Here is a 22,836-nt window from a genome sequence, read left to right as displayed (position 1 = left end):
ACCACCACCGATAAACCCTAAAAACCCCGCTTGCACAAAACCGCTGTTATGTGCTGGCTTTTAATCATAATAATCTCCAGTATCGAATTCGATCCCACATTTTTTACATTTGTAATGCCAAGAAAGCCCTCCTCCATATTTTGAATTTTTCCAAAATCCATTTTCAGTATCTAATTCATGTTGACAAGTATTATTTTCGAGAATTACTAATTGTTTGTCAGCAATTTGTTTTTTTAGTTCTTCGACTGTAAAATAGTCTGGAATAAAATCAACAAATGACAATTGATTAATTAAATTATTTTTTTCATCAACTATGCCTTCAAATATGAATAACACGTTGCCCTCAAAAATTGCTCTTCCATCTTTGTCAAAATTATTTTTATGTCTTGAGTATGGATTGTAATCCAATGAACTCAAATATTCATCAAGTTTATCCTTTTTTATTTCAGGTTGATAAATAGCTTTTATATTTACTTTTAAAGATAAATTTAGAGTTAATGTATTAGTGTCATAATTTTTAAAGACATAAAAATCATGAACCTCGATTTTACCAATTTTTAGACTTTCAATATCAGGGATTTCTTTTCCTTCTTTCTCGGAGTAAAATTGACTAACGTACGATGGAAAACATTTTATATCATTCATTAGCTCTTTTTCTATTTCTCCTAGATGAATGCTTTCAAGTAATAGGTCTTGAGTAATAAAATCTAATTTTGGACCAAAATCTTTTATGAATTCTGAAATAGATTGATATATCTTAAGATTTGTTATTTTATCTTTTGTTATAATTTTTTTAAAAAAATCATTATTTATAAATATTTCATCCTGAGATATTAAAACAAAATAATCACTTTTGTTTTTTTTGCATAATGAAACAAGAGTATAAAAAATTAAAAAATCTCTAGTATTATCTTTTTTACCAAACCGTTTATTTTGCAAAAGAAAATCAAGCAGTAAGTTAGGATGAACAAGAGGGATTTCTGAAAAATTTTTTCCTTCAGTTAAATCTGTTTTTATTTTTTCAACTGCTTTATTTAAAGGAGTCGAAGTATCTGGAATTTCAATGTCATCTAGATATGGATTTGCTTGATACCTTTTAAAAAGTTTTTCATGGTCGGTTAGTATAGAACCAAAAATATCAATTTTATAGTAGTCCATTAACTCCTCTAGAACAACCTCAAGTAAGCCAAATTCACTACCCGAACCCTCCAAAAGAGTCGTGAGGTTTTTGTAATCAATATTCTCTTTGAATTTAAGGCCTAATTGTCTGTAAATGTTGCTGTCAAGGTGTATTATTGGCATAGTTTTGTTTTAAGCTTGCACATAACGTCCCGCCGGCTTTAAGAAGTGGCGGAATTTTGTTACTGATGTTTACAAATATACCGAAAAGTTTGAAAGAAAAAAGTTGAAGAATAGGAGAGAAGTGCAAACACTAACCATTACCGATATATCCCTAAAGCCGCCATTTCTTAAAACCGCTGTTAGCAGACGTTTAATTGTTCTACAGAGTATGATTTAATTGCTTTTCATTAAATGTAATTTTTCTATCATTATTTAATCTTTCTCTATTTTTATTTGCTATGATAATAAAGATTGTAAAAATAATACCTAATGATGCAATAATAAGATAACCACCCATTTTATCTTCATTAAAATTATGGTCTAAATATTTTTTATTACGAATGATGAAATAGTAATTCAAATATGAGATTCCTAATAAAATAAACACAAATGAAAGTTTATTGATGTCTATATAATTTGTAACGTGTAAATAAAATACATCTATAGTGAAATAGATAGTTAACATCAAAAAGAGTATATATATTGAGGAAATCAATGATGTAAAAATAACAATGTCTTTCTCTGAATAGTTTTTGTTTTTAGATAAAGTTTTGTGTATTCTGAATAATAAATAGTAGTAAAATTTCATTCTTTAGATATTTTTTTATAAAATCGTCACAGTATCGACAATACTTACGATTCGTTATGCCTAAATGTTTGCTAACTCATGTATATACGCAGTTCTAGACTAAATACATTTGTTTATAAATTCCTTTAAAATCAGTATGTTGTGAAAATATATTGTGAAAAATGCATTTCGTTTTTTTGAATATATTCAAAATATATTTTTAGCACACTGATAGTTTCAAATATAGAAATTAATTATAAGTTATCAAGAGGACTAATGATTTTTCTGATAGTTTTGTCGGAAACATGGGTGTAAACAAAGGTGGTCTTAAGGTCGTTGTGTCCCAGTAATTCCTGTATGAACCTTATGTCGGTGCCGTTTTCCAGCAAATGGGTGGCAAAACTGTGGCGTAGGCTGTGAATGCCTACTTTTTTGCTGATATTGGCTTTATTCAACGATTTCTTAAAAACTTCTTGCACGGCACGGGAACTGTACTGTCCACCGTATTGTCCTTCAAATAAATAAACTTTTGGTTTGTATTCAATATAGTAGGAGCGAAGCTGCTCGAGTACACTATCGGGTAAATTTACAAAACGGTCTTTTTTTCCTTTACCTCGTTCAATATGTACCCGCATGTTTTTACTGTCTATGTTCGCTATTTTTAAGTTGACTATTTCGCTCAGCCTCAATCCCATGCCATAACAGAGCTTGAGCATAGTATTGTGTTTTAAATTTTCTGTGGCATCAAGAATTTTACGCACTTCATGCATGTTGAGTGCTTTTGGCAGTTTGCTTTGCTTCTTTGGTCGCGGAATCTCCAGGAAAATCTTTTCCTGAAACAGAACTTTTTCATAGTAGAACTTTACTGCGTTGATTCTGCTGTGCAGTGTGTTTTCGGTTAATCGGAGGTCATCAATGCAATAAATCAGATAACTGCGCACTTCTTTCTCACCACATTCCTGGGCCGGATTATCTTTTAAAAAATAAAGGTATTGCGCAAACTCGTTCACATAGGATCGAATAGTATTCGGACTGTAGCCCTTCAATTTAAGTTGTAGTATCAAACGGTCTATTTCATCACGATTACGGTCTGAAATTTTCGAGAGCACGCGCTTGCCAACTGTATACACCTCCGGCAGATTAAAAAGTGTTCTGTATTCAACAGTATCAGGTACATACCATGTTTGTAATTTGGAATTCCAGCAGGCCCCCTTTAGTTCTTTTATCTGATTTTTAAGTGTTTTATTATAGTCAAATTGGATGAAGATAACCTTCTGACCGTTATATTCTTCTAAAGTAAAAGTAAAAGGCGTAAAATCTTTCATAAGGCGTATAGTTAATTAGCAAAAATAATAAAAATACATGTAAAATCTTACTTTTAAATAGTTGTTTTTTGTCGAGAAATGGCTGTAAAATAGCGTAAAACATGGTTGAATAATGCTGTGAGATTAAAAATATGTTTTATATTATCAATTAAATAGTTTAATTATGATTTCAGAAGTTCAGTTTCAAAAGGGGCTCGAAATAATAATAACAAATCCCATCAGGAAAGATGTGGGTAATGGTAATCATAGTTTGTTAGCCTGTATTCCGGCTCTTGTACCTGAAGTTAAACCTTCTTAGTCAGTTTACGGATAATTTCTTAATGTGAATATTTTGGGCAAATGTTCCTAGGCTCTTATGTTGTAACTCTTATCATGTATCGTTGTTTGTCTGTAAATCATTTTTGGTTTGTTTGTTTTCACAGTATTGACACTAACAGCCACATATTGGATATAGATGGGATTTTCTGCCCACGAACTCATTTCCAAAATGTTTCATTGATTCCTTTAGTCCACCTATTACCAATATGTCGTTGTGTGTCCGTGCTGTTGTTTAATTTGTCTATTCAGTTTTTAGAATAAGATATATCAGCAATATTGCCAAAATCACAAATATAATCAGTAGTAAAAATGAAATCCTTTTACAGCAATGGTTAAATAACTTAATGATAGTGTCAGCCATTGGTAAATCTTTGTCAATATTGTAAAGCCATCGGTCATCCGGAGCTGCCGGAACGTTAGAGGCATTGCCTCCTAAACCATCTACCTTATCAGAAACCCCTGTTATATACCTGTCGAATATCAATCTCCATGGATCTGTTGTTGCCATTGTTTGTCGAACGTATTGCAGTATCGAAAGATTCCTCATCTCTATTTTAAGTATACGTTCGGCGGTGCTGACAGGAATATTAAATTGAAAACTTCCTATTATTCTTCGAGCATTGCCGTAAAATCTTGCCTGCTGTACAAGTACTTTAAATAATTGCCCTTTCACAATATTGTTTGGCAATTCTATAGTAAGTAATCCAGGGATATTTTTTTGGAAGCCTCCAGGAACCGGAATATAATTAATATCCGAACTAATGAAACTGAAACTGTTTTCATCCTCCTTTTTAATTTTTGTTGGAGAAAGCCGAGCATAGTCTTCAAGAGCTAGAATATCATCTGTTTTTACATCGGGCATATAAACAACTATTTTACTGTCTCTTGGCAGGTTATTCCAGTGGATGATTAAAAAATCCGGGCCTCTTCGTTGCTTACGAGCATCAAAAGCTTCCATATGCATTTCATGTCCGTGATGATTCGTTGGTAAGCTGAATTGAGATGGTTTTATTTCAAATGTATGCTGTACGGTGTGAGTAGATAAGCTGCCAGGGTTATCAGAGTGGGCAATGACCAGATTTCGCTGAGATAAATTATCACTTGAGCCCGGTGTCGCGCCAACGCGAGTTGGATCATCTTCAAAATAAATTTCGGCTATTAAACAAGGGTGAATTCCTCTAACACTTGTTTGCAGATTTACAAGAGATGTTGCATGTGTGGCGTCCTCATTAACCGGTATCATTTGACCAGGTTGATTAAAATCAAGCCAGCAGCCAAAATATACAACTGATTCAACATTGCCTTTTGCAGGTAAAGTTTTCATATTTCTCGGATCTGTTTGAGAAGCCATCAGTGAAGCAGAATAGTTTACGCGCGGCTCGGCAAAAAAAGGAATTGAAGTAATTAAGCCGCCTTCCTTGCCTATTACACTAATTGTATTTCCGCCTGTTCCGGCCTTATTATAATTACCATTCGGATTGTAAATCGCATTCGTTATAGCTGCATTAAAAAGCCTGAAAAATACTTTTACATTTATTGCATCATTTGCTCCTGAAGGAGGTGTAGGAACCGGTGCTTTATAACGTACTTTCGCAACCGCATAATTAAATACCCTTACACCTTCCGAAGTTTCCAGCCATTCTAATTGGCTTGTATTAAGATCTGTGCTTATGTCATTAAATGGGTGAAACTCATCGGTAGTATAGATGCTCCTATCATTAAATCTGTCAAGGAGTTGCCCTATAAATATGTTACCAGAAGAACCTTGAGCGATAGTGGCTCGTGTAGGACCGCCCTCTTTCATTTGGAATACTCTCAAGTCAACACTTAGCCATGATGTGGAACCATCAACCATATATGGATTAGGGGCTTTAGTTAAATTGACAATTGCTTCACAGGTATTTTGTAACAGTGTAGCTGAAATTCTTACATCTTTTGATAACTCTGCAAAACTGAAAGCATTGTTGGAAGTGAATCTTATATTGAAAACAAAAGTTACTTTTTGTGGTACATCAGGTGGAAGCGATGGGTTTTCATATAAGGTGTCAACATGTATTGCGGACATGTCGGCAATAGATGCTCCTCCAATAACTGCATTAAAGGTTATGTTCGGTGCAACACTAAAATTGTTTAACTCTGAGGGGAGAAACCCGTCATAAACCACGTAAAAGGCATTTTGAAATACTGCATTTCCTACAGGTTGGGCATCTATTTCCAAAACAGAAAAGGTGCTATGGTCTGTAATTATCTCACAGTTTTGAAAAGCAATACGAATAAATTTTGCAAGTCTGCACGGTAGTCCTGCATTATTAATAATCCACAGCATATAATAACCTGGAGGCAATACAGAGGGATCTGTTGGAATGGAAGCGATTAATTTGTCAGCGCTAAACTTGATAAAGTTTAAGCCTACATAACGCTGATCTGGATTGAAGGCATGTGTGTTTGAACCATTACGAATTAAAGCAACTCGTTGAATATTGCCGGCATCTGGGGTGTCAATACTTATTTGTTTTCCATAAGTGGTGCTAACAGCAGTTGAATTTAAGGTTGGCCTTGAGGGATTGTCGAAATAATCAGGTTTAAAGATTACCATTCGCATTTCTCCAACAGTTGCAGGGTCTCCTGAACTTACATTATGACTGGAACCAGCTGTAAATACACTGCCGTCTGGAAGTAGTATATTGGTGGAGTGGTAATTACGTGCAACGCTATTTGGGTCTGCTGCCAGCGATTGCCAACTTTCAACATTGGAATATGTTCCGGTACTCCAATTGATTCCCGGCTCATATACTTCCGGTTCCAATACAGCAGTTGTATCCAGTCCAGAATTATCAACGCCTCCAAGCACTAAAATTTCCCCATTAGGCAATATCGTGGAGATACCGAATTTACGTACCTTACCTGCTGCAGCCCCTGTTCTTGTCCCTGCATTTTGCCATCCAAGTGTTGCCGCTTCCAAATCAATTTTTTTAGGATTAACATCATTACACATTAATATTCGAGCCCGGTAATTTTCATTAGGTAATAAAGGTAAAAGGACTGATGTGTTATCCCATCCAGTGTAAATATCCTCCACAGGAGCTGAGGCGGAAGCGCCTTCAAAATCACCTGTTACGGGATTATAAAAACGACTGGTTCCATCTTCTGCTACACAAATGAATAACAGTCCTCCTTTTACTAAATAGATTCTTGGATAAAAATTAAGTGCAGAAGCTGTAGGTTTTATCCAGTTCCATCTCTGTGATGTCTGACTATATTTTTCTGGAATATCATTATTGTGCCAATTGTCACTTCTTCTGCTGGGATGACCTGAAAATGCAATCAAGTCTCCATTAGGAAGGGTTAAAAGAGTGGGGTACCATCTTCCTCCACCTGTTTTACAGAATGTATTATCAAAGTTGAAATCAGCGATGCGATCCCAGTTATTTCTTAAGTAATTATAAACCCAACAAGCCTGATGTCCTCCAAAATTTCCTAAGCCATGCCCATGACCTCCACCAGGACCGGCACCTCCTTCCCAAGATTCTGTTCCTCCTCCAATGACAAGCCGTCCATCGCCTAAAAAAGCATGTCCGCTGCAAAACACATCTGTTGTAGGGGATGTACAGCCTATTATTGTTTTTGTATCCGCATCATAGATTCTGGTGTTATCAACATCTGTCGGATTAGCCGGGTAAGCATCCCGGCCTGCCTGCGCCTGATTGTGTTCATCACCACCAAAAATAATGACTTTACCTTTGGGGCCTATCGGCAAGAGTGCTGCATGAATAGCAAGAATTTCCGAGTTTGCTGGTATTAATTCAAATGTTGCCATAGTATTTTTTTTTTGAGATTAATATGCTTAGGTTAAACTGCTGCGATATACTTTTACATTTTTGAGTTTCATTGGTTGTCGACGCATGATGCACAACGTTTTGCGGCTTTGCGATGGTGGAACTTTTTAGCACTAATGTTCATACGGAGCACAATTGTTGAACTTTGTACAAACTTTTATGCAAAATACATTGGCCGCTCTATTGCAAAACCGATGTTGTGAGTTCGAGCTACAACATATTGTCAATTGTTTTTTTTATGTGTTGAAGTACATTGTAAAGCAATAAAATTGGCGTCTCTAAAAGATCATGGTTATTGATATATGACAATGAAGGGCGAGCATTACCATTTGACACATTTTAAAGTAGGACCTACAATATGCCCCGTTTCAACTTTCAAATCGTGCGTAAAGTGAGCGGCATACCAAACCACGACATCTTTATTGACAATAGATTCCCCATTGACAAATTTGTCGATATGTGCCATGCATTGTGCAGGTGTACCACCAACTACAGTGATCCCATCATCTATTTCCGATCCTCCATGGTATCGTAAAACCCATAAATCGCCAACACCAAAACTATCTGCTTTGCCATCTTTATCTCCGGGAATAATTTCATAAGCTGAACCGGATCGGGTATTACTTATTTTCCATTTTCTTTTTCTACTGCTGTCTTTCGGCCTTCTTATTTCAAAAGATTTATTGTGCCATTTGGAATTCCCAACCAAGATAGGGTCATTGAATTCCTGAACAAGATTATTGCCAGGTGTTTCAATATCAAAATCAAATCTCCAGTAAACATGATGATGATGTTTATTGCAAACACAACTGTTTTGCACAGCTCCAAAACCAAATCGCGGACGTATCGTGCCGTCTGCATGAAGTCTCCACTCGCTAACATATCGATACCAGCCAGCTTCCATTTCGCTTACTAAAACCACTTCCTGGCCCTTAACATATATGGCAACCCCCTTGAAATTTCCCGAATCATTATCCGTGTCAAGTATGGTTGTTGCAGGGGTACTGCAAAGTCTAATTCCGGGCGCAATATCTTTTCCAACAGCATTGAACATGCCCTCCTGATGTTGCCAGTCTCTGAAAGGTCCACAGGGAGGAATGTCATAGAGTACATTCAGAATAGGTACATGGGCTTGATATAAAACACGTTTCCCTTTATAATCAACATATTTTAGTTCAATACCTGATCCTTTAGTGCCGGAAGAAGCAGAAGGCCGTATTACCAAAAATTTCCAAATAACTTTACCTGCTTGGGTAACTGTTACCCAGCATTTGCCAGAAGTTCCACGATTTGTAGTTGGTTGGTTCGCATCGGGAAGACCACAATGACCACTATCGGCATGAGCGCCAAAAGGTGCACCATTTTCAAATTGGTGTATATCATGAGTTATCATATTTACACCAACAATTTCATTCCTTATTTTTTTCGTATCAGAGGAAATCCCAACATTGACTGTTCTTTGAATTTCACCATCAGGCAAGGGGATATCTAAAGTTGGAGGCATGGGTTTGTATATCCGTACAGATTTTTCATCAAGATAGGTTTTTATGTCCTTGTGTTTTTTCAGAAGCAGATTTACCGCTTCTTCGAATTCTTCGTCATTGGGTTCAGGCTGAAAAACGGATTCAGTAATTTCAACTGCTTTTGTTTTCCACGATTTGATTTTGATAAGCAAACAACGGTTGTGGGTATAATTATATACGGTTATTTGGTTAAAATCTGAAAAATTACTCTGGCATTCCTTAAGGTCTTTTTCTTTTTTATCTCTATCGAAAAAATGGGTTGATAAAATACGGTATTTGCATCCCTTTAGATACTCATTAACCGATGGCGAGTCGATAATTGACTGAATCTGTTCATCTGAAACTGATGCAACAGTTCTAAATTTAATTTCTAAATCATTTTTCATTGCTCTTAATTTTATGCCTACTCTTGATCGGATTTTCAGCTTACTCCTTTTTTAAATTTTTATTATTAGGCAATATTTTGCTTCAGTATAATGTATAACGTCCTGCCAGCTTTATGAAGCCGGTATTTTAATGGTATCGTTTAAATAATAATTGCTAAATTTCTTTCACTAGCCAAATTATACTGCAACAACCTATGTTTTGTAAATGCTTTGTTGTGTGGTCATGCTGTATATCCAAATAACTCTGAAGCGGTAGGATATTAATTAGTAATTTAAATTAAGTTTACGAATGCCTTCGCTACTGTTACTGCTCAATACATCCTCCCCATTAAATACAAAACTTTCTGAACTTTCTTTCCAACTCCAGGAGTCAATAGTTCCGGGTATTCCTACCTTTTCCCCTGATACTACTTTGCTTTCTATTGTTCCAATTCGCCAGGCATCATCTCCCCATATTTCGAATTGAACTTTCAAATGTCCTTGAACTCCGTTTGGAAAATTTTCAGTGTAAGGAACCACTTGTCCTGATTCTGCAGTCCCAAGTCTGGTTGGATTTTTAAATACCCACCAATATGTTCCATTCTCGCCCCTGTCTAGACGAGCTGTCTCGCCTGGTTCTTGGTTAATAAAAGCCAGCAGGTCACCATCTCTAAATATTTTGATGGTTACTTGTGAATCTGTTCCACTTCCTTCCTGATTAGAAGTGTGGAAAGTCCATTCAATTTTTGTTACTTTTTTCATTTTAAGTTATTTAAAATGTTTAAAGCTTACTCTATTCAGTTTTCAGCATCCCTGTTGCATACTTTGTTTTTGACGTTTTTTTAGTGTATTTTATCTGTAGTCAGAATGTTATAAATGTTTTGTAGGTATTTTTCAAAAAATAACTAATATTTTTTTTAGTATTTTTTTTACAATGCAACATTATCAAAGGTAAGAAATTGATTATAAATAAATATGAAGATTAACGATTTTTCTTATGTTTTTATCGAAAAAAATGGAGTGGAAGTGGTTGGTTTTTAGACTGTTATGTTTTGGTAATTCTTGTAGGGATTGTATGCGATGTCGTTTTTCCAATAAATTCGAAGATTATTAACTGACGAAATTCAGATTGTAGGCTTTTAGTTTTACCTGATAAATTAAGCGTTGAATTTTATTTCTGTTGATCAGTGAAATTTTTTGGGTACATACTTTTCCAACGAGTATTCCTCTGTAAATAGGATAGTCTCTGAATTCAACAATAACTTTTAATAGTTGTTTTTTGTTGAAAAAATGACTGACAAATGGAGGAAAACTTGACGAAAATATTGCTGTGAGATTAAAAATATGTTTTATTTTAGCAATTAAATTGTTTGAATATGATTTCAGAAGCTCAGTTTCAAAAGGAACTCGAAATAATAATAACAAATGCCATCAGGGAAGATGTGGGAGATGGCGATCACAGCTCGTTAGCCTGTATTCCGGCATCTGCCACCGGCAAAGCGAAACTTTTGGTAAAAGACGACGGAATAATTGCCGGAGTGGAATTTGCCAAAATGGTGTTTCAGTTTGTCGATCCGAATCTTGAAGTAGAAGTCTTTATCAACGATGGAGCACAGGTGAAATATGGCGATGTCGTGTTTCACGTTTCGGGAAGTTCGCAATCCATTCTTAAAGCGGAACGTCTTGTGCTGAATGCCATGCAGCGAATGAGTGCTATTGCCACTAAAACTAAAGTATTTGTGGATTTGTTGGAGGGTACTAAAACTAAAATTCTGGATACACGAAAAACTACGCCGGGCATTCGCGCCATTGAAAAATGGGCCGTTAAGATTGCCGGGGGTGAAAATCATCGTTTTGCTTTATACGATATGATTATGTTAAAGGATAATCATATTGATTTTTCGGGCGGAATTACCAAGGCAATTGAGAAAACGAACGCTTATTTGAAGGAAAACAACCTTGATTTGAAAATCATCGTTGAAGCCCGTAATCTGGATGAAGTTGCAGAAATTCTTCAGAGTGAAGGTGTATATCGAATTTTGTTGGATAATTTCGATTTTGAAGCTACACGCAAAGCGGTGGAAATGATTGGTGATAAATGTCTGACGGAATCTTCTGGTGGAATCGATGAAACCACAGTACGCGAATTTGCAGAATGTGGTGTGGATTTTGTATCATCCGGAGCATTAACCCATTCGATTTATAATTTAGATTTGAGTCTGAAAGCTATATAAATATGAACAATGGAGAAAAGTAGTAAGAGATAAGGGAAAAGTAGCTATTTTTAATATAAGTAGTTCCTTTTACACTTATCCCTTTTTCTTATCCCTTAACCCTTTTTTATAAAAAAATGTCCAAAGAAATAGAAGAATATATCGAGAAAATTCCGGTGCTCAATAAGCTCATGGCTTTTTGCAAAAAAGTTACTGTTCCGGGTTTGGAAGGTACGTCCCTCTATGAAATATTGGAATTGTACGGAATCGGAATTGCCCAGGGTGCTTTTTCCTATCGTGCCGCCGCCATTGCTTTCAGCTTTTTCATGGCGCTTTTTCCGTTTGCACTGTTTATTCTGAATTTGATTCCGTATATCCCATTGGAAGGTTTTCAGGAAGATTTTCTGCAATTTGTGGCAGACAGCGTGCCACCAAACACTTATGACGCAATAGAAACTATTCTTAAGGATATTATGAACAACTCCTACAAGAGCTTGCTTTCTTTTGGTATTCTTATGTCGATATTCTTGATGTCCAACGGTTTAAATGCTGTTCTGGGCGGATTTGAATCTTCGCTTCACATCGAGATAAAAAGAGGTTATTTCCGCCAATACGCCATTGCCATTGGTTTGTCGCTGATTTTTACTTTTCTGCTCATCATAACTATATCTTCGATAGTAATTTCCGAAGTTTTTGTTCAGAAATTTTCAAACAAGTTCCAGTTGGATGATGCTTTACTGGTTTGGTGGGCGCGAAACGCTTTCCTTTTGATAATGCTTTTCGTGGGGAGTTCTATTTTGTTCAAATACGGTACCAGGGAAACCAAACAGATTCCCTTTTTTAATGCCGGAGCCATGTTAACAACTGTTTTGGTTGTTGTGACTTCTTATGTGTTTGGAATTTATGTGGTGCGGTTTGCAAGCTACAACGAATTGTATGGGTCAATTGGTACGCTTCTTGTTTTAATGTTTTATATATGGATTAACTGTATGATTTTATTATTGGGATTCGAATTGAATGCAATAATCAATAATCATAAAAGAAAAAATATTATATTTAACGGAAACAAAAACAAAAAACAGCCATTATGAAAAAACAATTCTTAACCTTATTATTGGTAACCGTAGTTGGTTTATTTTCGGCAACAGCTCAGACAACTGAAGTGGGCGGAGTTAAAGTAGCGCAAAAGGTAACGCTCGAAGGACAAAATTTAGTGCTCAACGGAGCAGGAATCCGCGAAAAAATGTGGATTGACTTATATGTGGGCGCTTTGTATCTTTCAAAAAAGAGTAATAATGCTGGTGAAATCATCAATAGTGCTGATCCGGCGGCCATTAAGCTGACCATTATTTCCGGAATGATTACTAGCGAAAAAATGATCGATGCCGTAAATGAAGGATTTGAAAATTCAACCAATAAAAATACAGCACCTATAAAAGCTAAAATCACCCAGTTTAAAGCTTGTTTCAAAGATGAAATTAAAAAAGGCGACGTATTTGATATTGTAAATGTACCCGGAAAAGGCGTAGTGGTTTCCAAAAACGGAAAAGAAAAAGGGGTTATCGATGGTACCGATTTCAAAAAAGCGTTATTCGGAATATGGCTGTCAGGAAAACCGGCCGATAAAAATCTTAAAGAAAAGATGTTAGGCAAATAGCCTTTTAAAATATAACTGAAAGAACTGTCCGCTGGGCAGTTTTTTTTGTTTTTGAAGCGAACCGTTCAGGCTTCTTTGGTTTCCATGTTCCTGCTGTCCGCTTATCTTTTGTTCCGCTAAAGCTCCACAAAAGGATGTCGCTTCCATCAGGGCTAAGGGAAGAAACTTTTGAACTTTTCGGTAATGTTTTGGATGGGTTAGCTCTTACGGTTTGTAACAATATATCGCAGTCGGCCTATAAATATCAGGATATTCAATAATGTAAGGTGTATTTCAAATGTTCAAGTTTCTTAGGATTTAATGTGAAATTTCCTGAATTAAGAAGTGGAGAAGTCATATTAAATGTTTCACGCAGCTCCCAAACCACTCTGTTTTCTTCATTTCCAAATACTGTTAAAACCCTAGTGGAATTGTTGACAGCTTGGATGCTAATTGGTATACTTTGAATTTCGCCATTAATTCTAATGAAAAATTGACTTGTAGCAGGGTATTCAGTCTCGGTGTTAAAGTTGATGGTAACCCAGGCTTGTGGTTGAAGTGTATACACATTATTGGATTCAATCTGAAAATGTTTTGACCAATAATCATTACGTTCTATGGAGATTCGATTAAATGACCTTTCAGGAAAAGCACAATTACAAGCGCCATTATTATTTGTTGTGCATGTTGACAATGCTACCTCTTCGAGACAACCTCCAAATTCAAAATCATGCTCTTTACAATAATAGGTAGTAAATTTTGCGCCTGATATAGGTAAATTGGTTTTGTATTCTTTGACTTTAATGGTTTTCGTTTCGCCAATATTATCATCTGAAGGAAAGGTTATCCCTTCAACCGAGCATTTTATGCTAATTACAGTAACAACTAAAAAAACAAAAATCGACATATGTAAAATAAACTTTTTCATCTTTTCGAATTTTGAGATTTTATTTATCAAATTTACGAAATAAAACCCGTTTAGCTATTGTAACTAATTGATTATGTGTTGTTTTTGGTGACTTAAGGTGTGGATTGGACCGGTTTTTAGCCACTAACATCACTGACTTTAAATTCATGAATTACTATCCAAAATAAATTCCGGTAACTTATATTTGTAACTCAAAAGAAATCTATGCCGCATTTTGTCGAAGTCGTTTTACCGTTAGCCCTACCCAAGACCTTTACCTATCTGGTTTCGGAAGCTGAGTACCAGTACATCAAAAAGGGGATGCGTGTGGCTGTTCCTTTCGGGAAAAGCAAAATCTATACGGCTTTGGTTATTGATTTACATCAGAATGCTCCAACACTTTATCAGGCTAAGGAGATTCATCAGATATTAGACGAAGCGCCGGTTGTCAATGAATTTCAAATCGAACATTGGCAATGGATTGCAAACTATTACATGTGTTCCATAGGTGAAGTGTTTAAAAGTGCTTTGCCATCCGGATTTCTTTTGGAAAGCGAAACCATCATTTCGGCTAAAAAAGAATCGGAGATTGATGGTAGTGAGCTTTCAGATAGTGAATTTCTTATCTATCAGGCTCTTCAACAGCAATCGGCTTTAAAAGTGGAAGATATCGTTTCTATTCTTGGGAAGAAAAACGTGTTTCCGGTTTTAAATGCGATGCTGACAAAAAACGTTTTGGTTCTTCAGGAAGAAGTTGCTGAAAAGTATAAGCCAAAACTAACGCGTTACATTCGTTTACAGGAAGAGTTTTTGCAGCAGGAGCAATTATCGGAATTAATGGAAATCCTTTCACGTGCCCAAAAGCAACGCGAACTGGTTATGCATTATTTTCAGTTGAATGCCAAAGAAAAAAAACCGGTTTCTGTGAAGCAGCTGCTGGAGATTTCAGGAAGTACTTCGGCTGTGGTGAAATCATTGGTTGACAAGGAAATTTTTGAAGAATATTATATAGCCGAAGATCGGGTTTCATTTGAAAAAGATGATGAGACGGGATTTCAGTTGAGCCTTCCGCAGCAAAAAGCCTTTGATGAAATTAAAGAATGTTTCGAAAAACATGCGGTTACTTTACTGCATGGCGTGACAGCTTCGGGTAAAACTGAAATCTACATCAAACTGATTGAAGAATGTATCAGTGAGGGAAAGCAGGTTTTGTACTTACTACCTGAAATAGCGTTAACCACACAACTGGTAACAAGGTTGACGGCCTATTTCGGTAATCAGGTGGCGGTTTTTCATTCCAAATACTCCAATAACGAAAGAATAGAAGTGTGGAATCAGGTGCTGCAAAACTCTGAAAAGGCAAAGATTGTCATCGGCGCCCGTTCGGCGTTGTTTTTGCCATTCTCCAATTTAGGACTGATAGTTATCGACGAAGAGCATGAACAGACTTTCAAGCAATTCGATCCTGCACCACGCTATCATGCCCGTGATGCAGCCATTGTTCTGGCGTCCCAGCACAAAGCTAAAGTGCTACTGGGTTCTGCGACTCCGAGTCTGGAAACCTATCATAATGTAAAGGCAAAAAAATATGGTTTGGTTGAACTTTTTGAACGTTTCGGAAATGTTGTTTTGCCTCAAATCTATCTGGTGGATTTAAAAGACAAGTATAAGCGGAAGAAAATGAACGGGCATTTCAGCGATGATTTGTTGGAAGCGATGACGGAAGCTTTATCTAAAGGAGAACAGGTAATCTTGTTTCAGAACCGTCGCGGTTATTCTCCTTTTGTGGAATGTATGACATGCGGACACGTGCCTCAATGTCCAAGCTGTGATGTGAGTTTGACCTATTATAAATTTAAAAACCAATTGCGTTGTCATTACTGTGGCCATTCGATTGCGAATCCAACGCATTGTCATGCCTGTCAGTCGGTGGATTTGTCAACAAAAGGTTTTGGTACGGAGCAGATTGAAATTGAACTCAAGAAGCTGTTTCCGGAAAAAACCATCGGAAGAATGGATCAGGATACCACAAGAGGTAAATTTGGGTACGAGAAAATTATTGATTCGTTTAAGAATCAGGAAATAGATGTCTTGGTGGGCACACAAATGCTGGCCAAAGGATTGCATTTCGATAATGTAACATTGGTAGGTGTGATGAATGCTGATAATATGCTGAACCAACCGGATTTCCGTTCACACGAGCGGGCCTACCAGATGATGATGCAGGTTGCCGGACGGGCGGGCAGGAGTGAGAAATCCGGAAAAGTGATGATTCAGACCTATAATCCGTACCACAATATCATTCAGCAGGTAACGCACAATGATTATAACGGGATGTATAATGAGCTTGTGTATGAGCGTCATAATTTCAAATATCCGCCATATTACCGTTTGGTAAAGTTAACGTTAAAGCACAGGGATTTTGATAAGCTGAAGGAAGGTTCGTTATGGTTGTATAACGTTTTGGTACAGCAATTGCAGATTCCTGTTTTGGGTCCGGAAGAACCGGCTATAAGTCGTATTCGCAATGAATATATCAGAACGATTCTGATTAAGATTCCGAATCAGAACCATTTGGGACAAACAAAAAAAACTATCCAGCGCGTACTGAATAGTTTTGAGGCAATTGCTCAATATAGAGCTATAAAAGTTACAATTAATGTCGATAATTATTAACCGTTTTCGATAGCTTTTACCAAGTCTTCTTTTTTGTTGCGGCTCAACGGAATTTTATTCGAACCGATTTCTGCAAATTTGCTGTTGAATTTTTCAATTTTATCAATGTTTACAATGAATGACTTGTGAACACGGATGAATTTTTCTTTAGGTAATTCGTTTTCAAAGGCTTTCATGGTTGATAGAACCAAGTGATTGTCTTCTTCGGTGATTACTTTAACATAATCGCCGTAAGCTTCGATCCATTTGATTCGTGAGATGTAAATTTTCAGTTTTTTTAGGTTACTCTTGATAAAGATATGAGGGCTTTCTTCTTCACCACCGTTTTCTTTACTTAACGAGATCATGCTAATGGCTTTTTTTACGGCCTGGGCAAAGCGTTCTCGTGTAATGGGTTTGTGAAGGTAATCCGTCGCGGCATAATCAAATGCTTTTACCGCATACTCGGCCTTTGAGGTAATGAAAATTACCTGCGGTTTTGCTTTTAAACCGTCCAAAAGGTCGAAACCATTTATGACAGGCATTTCGATGTCCAAAAAAACCAAATCCACATTCTTGTTTGTGATACAGTTTTTGGCTTCCACAGCATTAGAAAATTCGCCTACAAGCTCCAGATTTGGGTTGTCGTTTACCAATTTGGTAATTGTCAATCTTTGGATGCTACTATCATCAACTACTATACAATTTATTTTCATAAGCTTAGTGGTTAAGAGTTATTATCGAAATAAAAATAATTAAATTGTTTCAATATCCAAAAGAAATATGTGAAAAAGTTGCATTTCGTCTAAAATACCTAAAATGGTATTGCAGGTTAAATTTAAATCGTTATTTTTGCACCCAATTTTATAACAAATAAATATTTTTACTATGAATCATTATGAAACTGTTTTCATCTTGAATCCCGTTTTATCTGAACAACAGGTAAAGGAAACAGTTAGCAAGTTTGAAGATTTTCTTACTTCTAAAGGAGCAGAGATGGTGTCAAAAGAGGATTGGGGCTTAAAGAAAATGGCTTACGAAATCCAACACAAGAAAAGTGGTTTTTACCATTTGTTCGAATTCAAAGTATCTGGAGAGATTTTAATCGCTTTAGAAACTGAATTCAGACGTGACGAAAGAGTTATGCGTTTCTTAACTGTAAGTTTAGACAAACACGCGGTAGCTTGGGCAGAAAGAAGAAGAGCAAAATTAAAAGCAGCTAAAGCATAATTATTATGGCAACTTTACAACAATCCGCTTCAGGAAAAAAAGACGGAGATATCAGATATCTAACGCCTTTAAATATAGAAACTAACAAAACTAAAAAGTATTGTCGTTTCAAAAAATCTGGAATCAAATATATCGATTATAAAGATGCAGATTTCTTATTGAAATTCGTTAACGAGCAAGGAAAAATTCTTCCTCGTCGTTTAACTGGAACTTCATTAAAATACCAAAGAAAAGTGTCTGTAGCTGTTAAGAGAGCTCGTCACTTAGCTTTAATGCCATACGTGGCCGATTTATTAAAATAATTAAAAATTACAGTTGTTGGTTTCCGGTCAAATGGAACCTAACTTCTAAAACATAAGGACAACAACATGGAACTTATTTTAAAACAAGACGTTCAGAATTTAGGATTTAAAGATGACGTAGTATCTGTAAAACCAGGTTACGGTCGTAACTTCTTAATCCCTCAAGGTTTTGCTATTTTAGCGACACCTTCTGCTAAAAAAGTTTTGGCTGAAAACCTAAAACAAAAAGCTCACAAAGAAGCTAAAATCGTTGCTGATGCGAAAGCTATCGGTGAGGCTTTAAAAGCTTTAGATATCAAGATTACTGCTAAAGCAGGTGGTGAGAAATTATTCGGATCAGTTACTAATGCTGACATCGCTGAGATTTTAGAGAAAAACGGTCAATCTATCGACAAAAAATTCATCACTTCAGGTATCGTTAAACGTACTGGTAAATATACTGCTTCAGTTCGTTTACACCGTGATGTAATCGTTGAATTAGCTTACGAAATTATCGCTGAACAAGCTTAATTTCTAAAAAGATAAGTAGAAAAGTCCCGATGTAAATCGGGACTTTTTTTATAACTTTATAACTTTCGATTACCCGATTCAAAACACTTCGGATTCAAAATGAAATATACACGTCTTACAAAGGAACAGCTGGAAGAACTGCACCCGGAATTTATTAACTTTCTGGCTTCACAGTCTATTGACAAAAGTGAATGGGATTCTATCAAGAATAAAACACCGGAAGTAGCCGAACAGGAAATTGATGTTTTCTCCGATTTGATTTGGGAAGGGGTTTTGGGTAATGCGAAATACCTGGAGCATTATTCTAAAAATTATATTTTCCTTTTCCACTGTACCGAGATTCATATGATGACGATTATTATTCGTTCCCTGATACCGGAAGTGGATCTGCTTAAAAAAGAAGGTTTGCAATGGCTGAGTGATAATTTGTTTACGGATAATGTTGAAATTCAGCGCGGCCAGAAAGTTTTTGCAGACGACAGAAACACGGAAATATTCAATTTAATTCAACAGGGTGCTATTTTTACCCAAGGTGAATTGTTTGAGCAGATGAACGGTATTTTAGAGCAATAGTTTTACTGTTTTAAAAAAGGATATTCGGAAAATTGGTTTAAATTAGTTGCATCAAACTAATCTAGCCAATTTTTCTTTTTTATGGATGTTTTGCAGACGATTCAAGCCCTCCGGGACGAACTTAATCAGCATAATTATAACTATTATGTATTGGATAATCCCACGATTTCCGATTACGAATTTGATATAAAACTCAAAGAACTTCAAGAACTTGAAGCAAAACACCCCGAATATTTTGATGAAAATTCACCTACGCAAAGAGTAGGAGGGACGGTTACTAAAAATTTCGAAACCGTTGTTCACGAATACCGCATGTATTCACTGGATAACTCTTATTCAAAAGAAGATTTACTGGATTGGGAGAAACGCGCCCGTAAGATTTTAGGCGATGCTCCGCTTGAATATACTTGTGAACTTAAATATGATGGTGCATCTATTAATATTTCCTATGAAAACGGAAAACTGAAAAGAGCAGTCACTAGAGGAGACGGATTTCAGGGTGATGATGTAACCAATAATATTAAAACGATAAAAGCAGTTCCAATTAAACTGAAAGGTGATTTTCCGCAGAAGTTTGACATCCGGGGAGAAATCATATTACCTTTTGCAGGTTTTGAAAAAATGAACCAAGATCTGATTGAAATCGGCGAAACTCCGTATGCAAATCCAAGAAACACGGCTTCTGGAAGTTTAAAATTACAGGACAGTTCGGAAGTGGCCAAACGTCCGTTGGATTGTTTACTGTATTCTTTGGTTGGAAATAATTTGCCAATTGCCACTCATTTCGATGGTCTGGAAAAAGCACGTCAATGGGGTTTTAAAGTGCCGACCCAATCCCGTTTGGCTAAAAATATGGATGAGGTCCTTGAATTTATTAATCATTGGGACAAGCACCGCCATGAAATGCCTTATGAAACCGATGGGGTTGTAGTGAAGATTAACAACCTGCATCAACAGGATGAATTAGGCTATACTGCAAAATCACCACGTTGGGCTATTGCCTATAAATTTAAAGCAGAACAGGTGTCAACCCGTTTAAATTCGATCTCCTATCAGGTAGGAAGAACAGGAGCAATTACACCGGTTGCCAATTTGGAGCCAGTTCAGTTGGCAGGAACCGTAGTAAAAAGAGCTTCGCTTCATAATGCCGATCAGATTGAAAAACTTGATATTCGTATTGGTGACGAAGTTTTTGTGGAAAAAGGAGGGGAAATCATTCCTAAAATTGTTGCGGTTGATTTGAATAAACGCCCCCAGAATTCGGAGGTCACAAATTATATAACACATTGTCCGGAATGCCAGACTCAGTTAGAACGTAAAGAAGGAGAAGCAAATCATTATTGCCCGAATTATTACGGTTGTCCACCTCAGATCATAGGCCGAATTCAGCATTTCATTTCCCGTAAGGCAATGGATATTGAAGGTTTGGGAGGGGAAACGGTCGCCTTGCTTTATAATAATGATTTGGTTACCAATTATGCGGATTTATACGAGCTGAAAAAAGAGCAGATTATTCCACTGGAACGTATGGCTGAAAAATCGGCTGACAACATGGTAAAGGGGATTGAAAATTCGAAAAACATTCCTTTTGAACGTGTTTTATACGCTTTGGGAATCCGTTACGTGGGTGAAACGGTTGCAAAAAAATTGGCAAAACATTATAAATCCATAGATGCGATAGCTTCTGCTTCATTAACGGAGTTGATTTTAGTCGACGAAATAGGTGAAAAAATCGCCCAAAGTGTGGTTGAATTTTTTGATAATCTAGAAAATAGGGCTATTATTGGCAGACTGAAAAGTTACGGTGTTCAACTTGAAGTATTGGCAACAGCTGATACGACAATCTCAGATCTTCTTTCTGGCAAAACCTTTGTGGTTTCAGGTGTTTTCGAAAAGTTTTCACGCGATGATTTAAAGAAAGCAATCGAAGATAACGGTGGGAAAGTTGGGAGCTCCATTTCAGCAAAAACGCATTTTGTGGTTGCCGGGGACAACATGGGGCCTGCAAAACTTGAAAAAGCAAATCAGTTGAATATTCCGATCATCAGCGAGGATGATTTTATAAAAATGATAAATGAATAAAAGCACACCTGCTTTACTGTTATATTTTGCGGCATCACTGATGTATGTTTTCTCCATTGCTTTTCAATGGGATGATACATTTGCGCTTTTATTTAAGCCAATGATTTTTCCGGCCATTTATTTTTATTATTGGCAGGAAAGCAAATCAAAGCCTCAACTAATGTCTTCATTGATTTTGTTGCTTTTTTTTGTAGGTGACATGATTATTCTTGTTGACAGTAAAAATCTACTTATCCCGTTAATTTTATTGAATCTTTTTGCTTATTCCATACTGACTTTCAGTGTTACCGGGGATTTGCTGAAAATTAAGAATCCAGAAATTTCGAATTTAAAAATCCTGACCGTTTTTACAGTTATAGCCATTTTGGTGAGTTTACTTTATATTGCTATGTCGCTCGTTTTTAATGCTTCAGGTTCCAATTTTGGTTTGCTGATGGTTTATGGGGTAGTATTAATGTTGTTAAGTGTTGCGATTTTGATGTACTACATCCTTAAAAATAATACAGCAAGTTTTTTTGTTTTGATGACGATCATCTGTTTTATCATCAGCGATTTGTTTCATATACTTTACAATTATTACGATCATTTTCAGGTGTTTATAAATATCAATGTTTGTTGCCAGGTTATTTCTTTTTATTTTCTGGTAAAATACTTTTTGCACCAAAACCATTATACAAGCCAATTGAGTTATGATGAGGATGATGAATAAGCCAGCTTTGCTTTTGTATTTTATTGCCAGCGCCGTTTTTATGTTATCAGTAATTCTTAATAATACAGAGTTGATGCTGATTTCAAAACCTGTTATTGTACCAGCAATCGTGTTTTATTATTTGCAGGAAAAAAAGATGATAGTGAACTGGGTTTACATGGCTATTGTCAGTTTGTTTTTCGCTTGTGATATGATAACGCTTATCGATCCCGATAGTTTTTTTCCGTTAATTATATCGCTCTTTCTTTTGGGTTATCTTATTTATTTCAAAGGGATTTTTGATGATTTTATACGGATACGATATCATTTTGTCAATAGGACCCACTTGCTGGTTTTGCTGATATGTATTTTTTTGCTTGTTTTTTTACAAGTTAGCTTAATGGATATTGTGATGGCCTCCAGAACAGAATATGTTTGGTTGTTAGTGATTTACGGAGTTGTTTTGGTGTTAATTGGTTTTATATCATCATGGAACTATATTATGCTTCCGTCTCGATATACGACCTTTATGCTGTTAGCGAGTTTGTCATTTATAATTTCTGATGTTTTTTACGTTCTTAAAAAAGATTATTTTGAAATAGAGATTTTGGAGTATGTGAATAACTTAGCTCAGGTTTTGTCATACTATTATTTAACCAAGTACTTTCTGACGAAAAAAAGCAGACAAAGAAATCGTAATAATAGTTATATAAAAAACACGTAATAATAGTTGTTTTAGAACCTAAGCAATGGAATAGGAATGG

General features: G+C 36.1%; 20 protein-coding genes and 1 pseudogene. 12 read left to right on the top strand and 9 right to left on the bottom strand.

The window, feature by feature from the left end:
• Positions 1 to 60 precede the first annotated feature (60 nt).
• The 3 genes from FEDK69T_RS14475 to FEDK69T_RS14465 form a co-directional block, all read right to left on the bottom strand.
• Entirely contained in the window at positions 61 to 1,302 is a 1,242-nt protein-coding gene (locus tag FEDK69T_RS14475; RefSeq protein WP_023574931.1) for a hypothetical protein, read from the bottom strand.
• 199 nt (positions 1,303 to 1,501) lie between these two features.
• Positions 1,502 to 1,930 (bottom strand): hypothetical protein, encoded by a 429-nt coding sequence (locus tag FEDK69T_RS14470; protein ID WP_023574930.1) that lies wholly within the window; start codon positions 1,928 to 1,930, stop codon positions 1,502 to 1,504.
• A 233-nt stretch (positions 1,931 to 2,163) separates the two neighbouring features.
• Positions 2,164 to 3,234 (bottom strand): tyrosine-type recombinase/integrase, encoded by a 1,071-nt coding sequence (locus FEDK69T_RS14465; RefSeq protein ID WP_023574929.1) that lies wholly within the window; start codon positions 3,232 to 3,234, stop codon positions 2,164 to 2,166.
• A 163-nt stretch (positions 3,235 to 3,397) separates the two neighbouring features.
• Here FEDK69T_RS14465 and FEDK69T_RS16125 point away from each other — a divergent pair.
• Positions 3,398 to 3,505 (top strand): annotated as a pseudogene (locus FEDK69T_RS16125) (carboxylating nicotinate-nucleotide diphosphorylase); the annotation flags it as partial.
• Between the two features lie 74 nt (positions 3,506 to 3,579).
• Here FEDK69T_RS16125 and FEDK69T_RS16160 read toward each other — a convergent pair.
• The 4 genes from FEDK69T_RS16160 to FEDK69T_RS14450 form a co-directional block, all read right to left on the bottom strand.
• Positions 3,580 to 3,714 (bottom strand): hypothetical protein, encoded by a 135-nt coding sequence (locus FEDK69T_RS16160; protein WP_023574928.1) that lies wholly within the window; start codon positions 3,712 to 3,714, stop codon positions 3,580 to 3,582.
• Positions 3,715 to 3,793: 79 nt separating this feature from the next.
• The gene (locus FEDK69T_RS14460) at positions 3,794 to 7,369 is read right to left on the bottom strand and encodes a galactose oxidase early set domain-containing protein (RefSeq protein ID WP_023574927.1); all 3,576 of its coding nucleotides are present in this window, start codon (positions 7,367 to 7,369) and stop codon (positions 3,794 to 3,796) included.
• 341 nt (positions 7,370 to 7,710) lie between these two features.
• Positions 7,711 to 9,297, bottom strand: coding sequence for a hypothetical protein (locus FEDK69T_RS14455; RefSeq protein WP_023574926.1), 1,587 nt, complete (start codon positions 9,295 to 9,297; stop codon positions 7,711 to 7,713).
• A gap of 264 nt (positions 9,298 to 9,561) precedes the next feature.
• The gene (locus FEDK69T_RS14450; protein ID WP_023574925.1) at positions 9,562 to 10,038 is read right to left on the bottom strand and encodes a hypothetical protein; all 477 of its coding nucleotides are present in this window, start codon (positions 10,036 to 10,038) and stop codon (positions 9,562 to 9,564) included.
• A 614-nt stretch (positions 10,039 to 10,652) separates the two neighbouring features.
• Here FEDK69T_RS14450 and nadC point away from each other — a divergent pair.
• The 3 genes from nadC (at position 10,653) to FEDK69T_RS14435 (ending at position 13,146) form a co-directional block, all read left to right on the top strand.
• Positions 10,653 to 11,510, top strand: coding sequence for a carboxylating nicotinate-nucleotide diphosphorylase (gene nadC, locus FEDK69T_RS14445; RefSeq protein ID WP_023574924.1), 858 nt, complete (start codon positions 10,653 to 10,655; stop codon positions 11,508 to 11,510).
• 116 nt (positions 11,511 to 11,626) lie between these two features.
• Complete coding sequence (locus FEDK69T_RS14440) at positions 11,627 to 12,580, top strand: YihY/virulence factor BrkB family protein (RefSeq protein WP_023574922.1); 954 nt, start codon at positions 11,627 to 11,629, stop codon at positions 12,578 to 12,580.
• Positions 12,577 to 13,146 (top strand): chalcone isomerase family protein, encoded by a 570-nt coding sequence (locus tag FEDK69T_RS14435; RefSeq protein ID WP_035630400.1) that lies wholly within the window; start codon positions 12,577 to 12,579, stop codon positions 13,144 to 13,146. The genes FEDK69T_RS14440 and FEDK69T_RS14435 overlap by 4 nt, the downstream gene beginning before the upstream one ends.
• Positions 13,147 to 13,399: 253 nt before the next feature.
• Here the strand turns inward: FEDK69T_RS14435 and FEDK69T_RS14430 are convergent, their stop codons facing one another.
• On the bottom strand, positions 13,400 to 14,053 hold the full coding sequence (locus tag FEDK69T_RS14430; RefSeq protein WP_023574919.1) for a hypothetical protein: 654 nt from the start codon (positions 14,051 to 14,053) through the stop codon (positions 13,400 to 13,402).
• A 204-nt stretch (positions 14,054 to 14,257) separates the two neighbouring features.
• Here FEDK69T_RS14430 and priA point away from each other — a divergent pair, with 204 nt between their 5' ends.
• A complete protein-coding gene (gene priA / locus FEDK69T_RS14425) occupies positions 14,258 to 16,708 on the top strand; it encodes a replication restart helicase PriA (RefSeq protein ID WP_023574918.1) in 2,451 nt (816 codons plus the stop codon).
• On the opposite strand, the gene FEDK69T_RS14420 is transcribed toward priA, so the two are convergent.
• Complete coding sequence (locus tag FEDK69T_RS14420; RefSeq protein WP_035630403.1) at positions 16,705 to 17,403, bottom strand: LytR/AlgR family response regulator transcription factor; 699 nt, start codon at positions 17,401 to 17,403, stop codon at positions 16,705 to 16,707. The genes priA and FEDK69T_RS14420 overlap by 4 nt on opposite strands.
• Before the next feature lie 172 nt (positions 17,404 to 17,575).
• Between FEDK69T_RS14420 and rpsF the strand changes: the two genes are divergently transcribed.
• The 7 genes from rpsF (at position 17,576) to FEDK69T_RS14385 (ending at position 22,796) form a co-directional block, all read left to right on the top strand.
• Positions 17,576 to 17,917, top strand: coding sequence for a 30S ribosomal protein S6 (gene rpsF / locus FEDK69T_RS14415; RefSeq protein ID WP_023574916.1), 342 nt, complete (start codon positions 17,576 to 17,578; stop codon positions 17,915 to 17,917).
• 5 nt (positions 17,918 to 17,922) lie between these two features.
• Positions 17,923 to 18,219, top strand: coding sequence for a 30S ribosomal protein S18 (rpsR, locus tag FEDK69T_RS14410; protein WP_007138295.1), 297 nt, complete (start codon positions 17,923 to 17,925; stop codon positions 18,217 to 18,219).
• A gap of 66 nt (positions 18,220 to 18,285) precedes the next feature.
• Positions 18,286 to 18,729, top strand: coding sequence for a 50S ribosomal protein L9 (gene rplI / locus FEDK69T_RS14405; protein WP_023574915.1), 444 nt, complete (start codon positions 18,286 to 18,288; stop codon positions 18,727 to 18,729).
• Between the two features lie 99 nt (positions 18,730 to 18,828).
• On the top strand, positions 18,829 to 19,302 hold the full coding sequence (locus FEDK69T_RS14400) for a DUF6495 family protein (protein WP_023574914.1): 474 nt from the start codon (positions 18,829 to 18,831) through the stop codon (positions 19,300 to 19,302).
• Positions 19,303 to 19,383: 81 nt separating this feature from the next.
• Entirely contained in the window at positions 19,384 to 21,384 is a 2,001-nt protein-coding gene (ligA, locus tag FEDK69T_RS14395) for an NAD-dependent DNA ligase LigA (protein ID WP_023574913.1), read from the top strand.
• The gene (locus FEDK69T_RS14390) at positions 21,377 to 22,093 is read left to right on the top strand and encodes a hypothetical protein (protein ID WP_035630407.1); all 717 of its coding nucleotides are present in this window, start codon (positions 21,377 to 21,379) and stop codon (positions 22,091 to 22,093) included. Before ligA ends, FEDK69T_RS14390 begins: the two co-directional genes overlap by 8 nt.
• Positions 22,083 to 22,796, top strand: a complete 714-nt coding sequence (locus FEDK69T_RS14385; RefSeq protein ID WP_162147255.1) for a lysoplasmalogenase family protein — start codon at positions 22,083 to 22,085, stop codon at positions 22,794 to 22,796. The genes FEDK69T_RS14390 and FEDK69T_RS14385 overlap by 11 nt, the downstream gene beginning before the upstream one ends.
• Positions 22,797 to 22,836 lie beyond the last annotated feature (40 nt).

Origin of the sequence: Flavobacterium enshiense DK69 (assembly GCF_000498495.1) — a bacterium.
In the GTDB taxonomy this organism is placed as follows: Bacteria; Bacteroidota; Bacteroidia; order Flavobacteriales; family Flavobacteriaceae; genus Flavobacterium; species Flavobacterium enshiense.
Note: the sequence above shows the minus strand (reverse complement) of the source record. Positions and strands in the feature narration are given on the sequence as shown.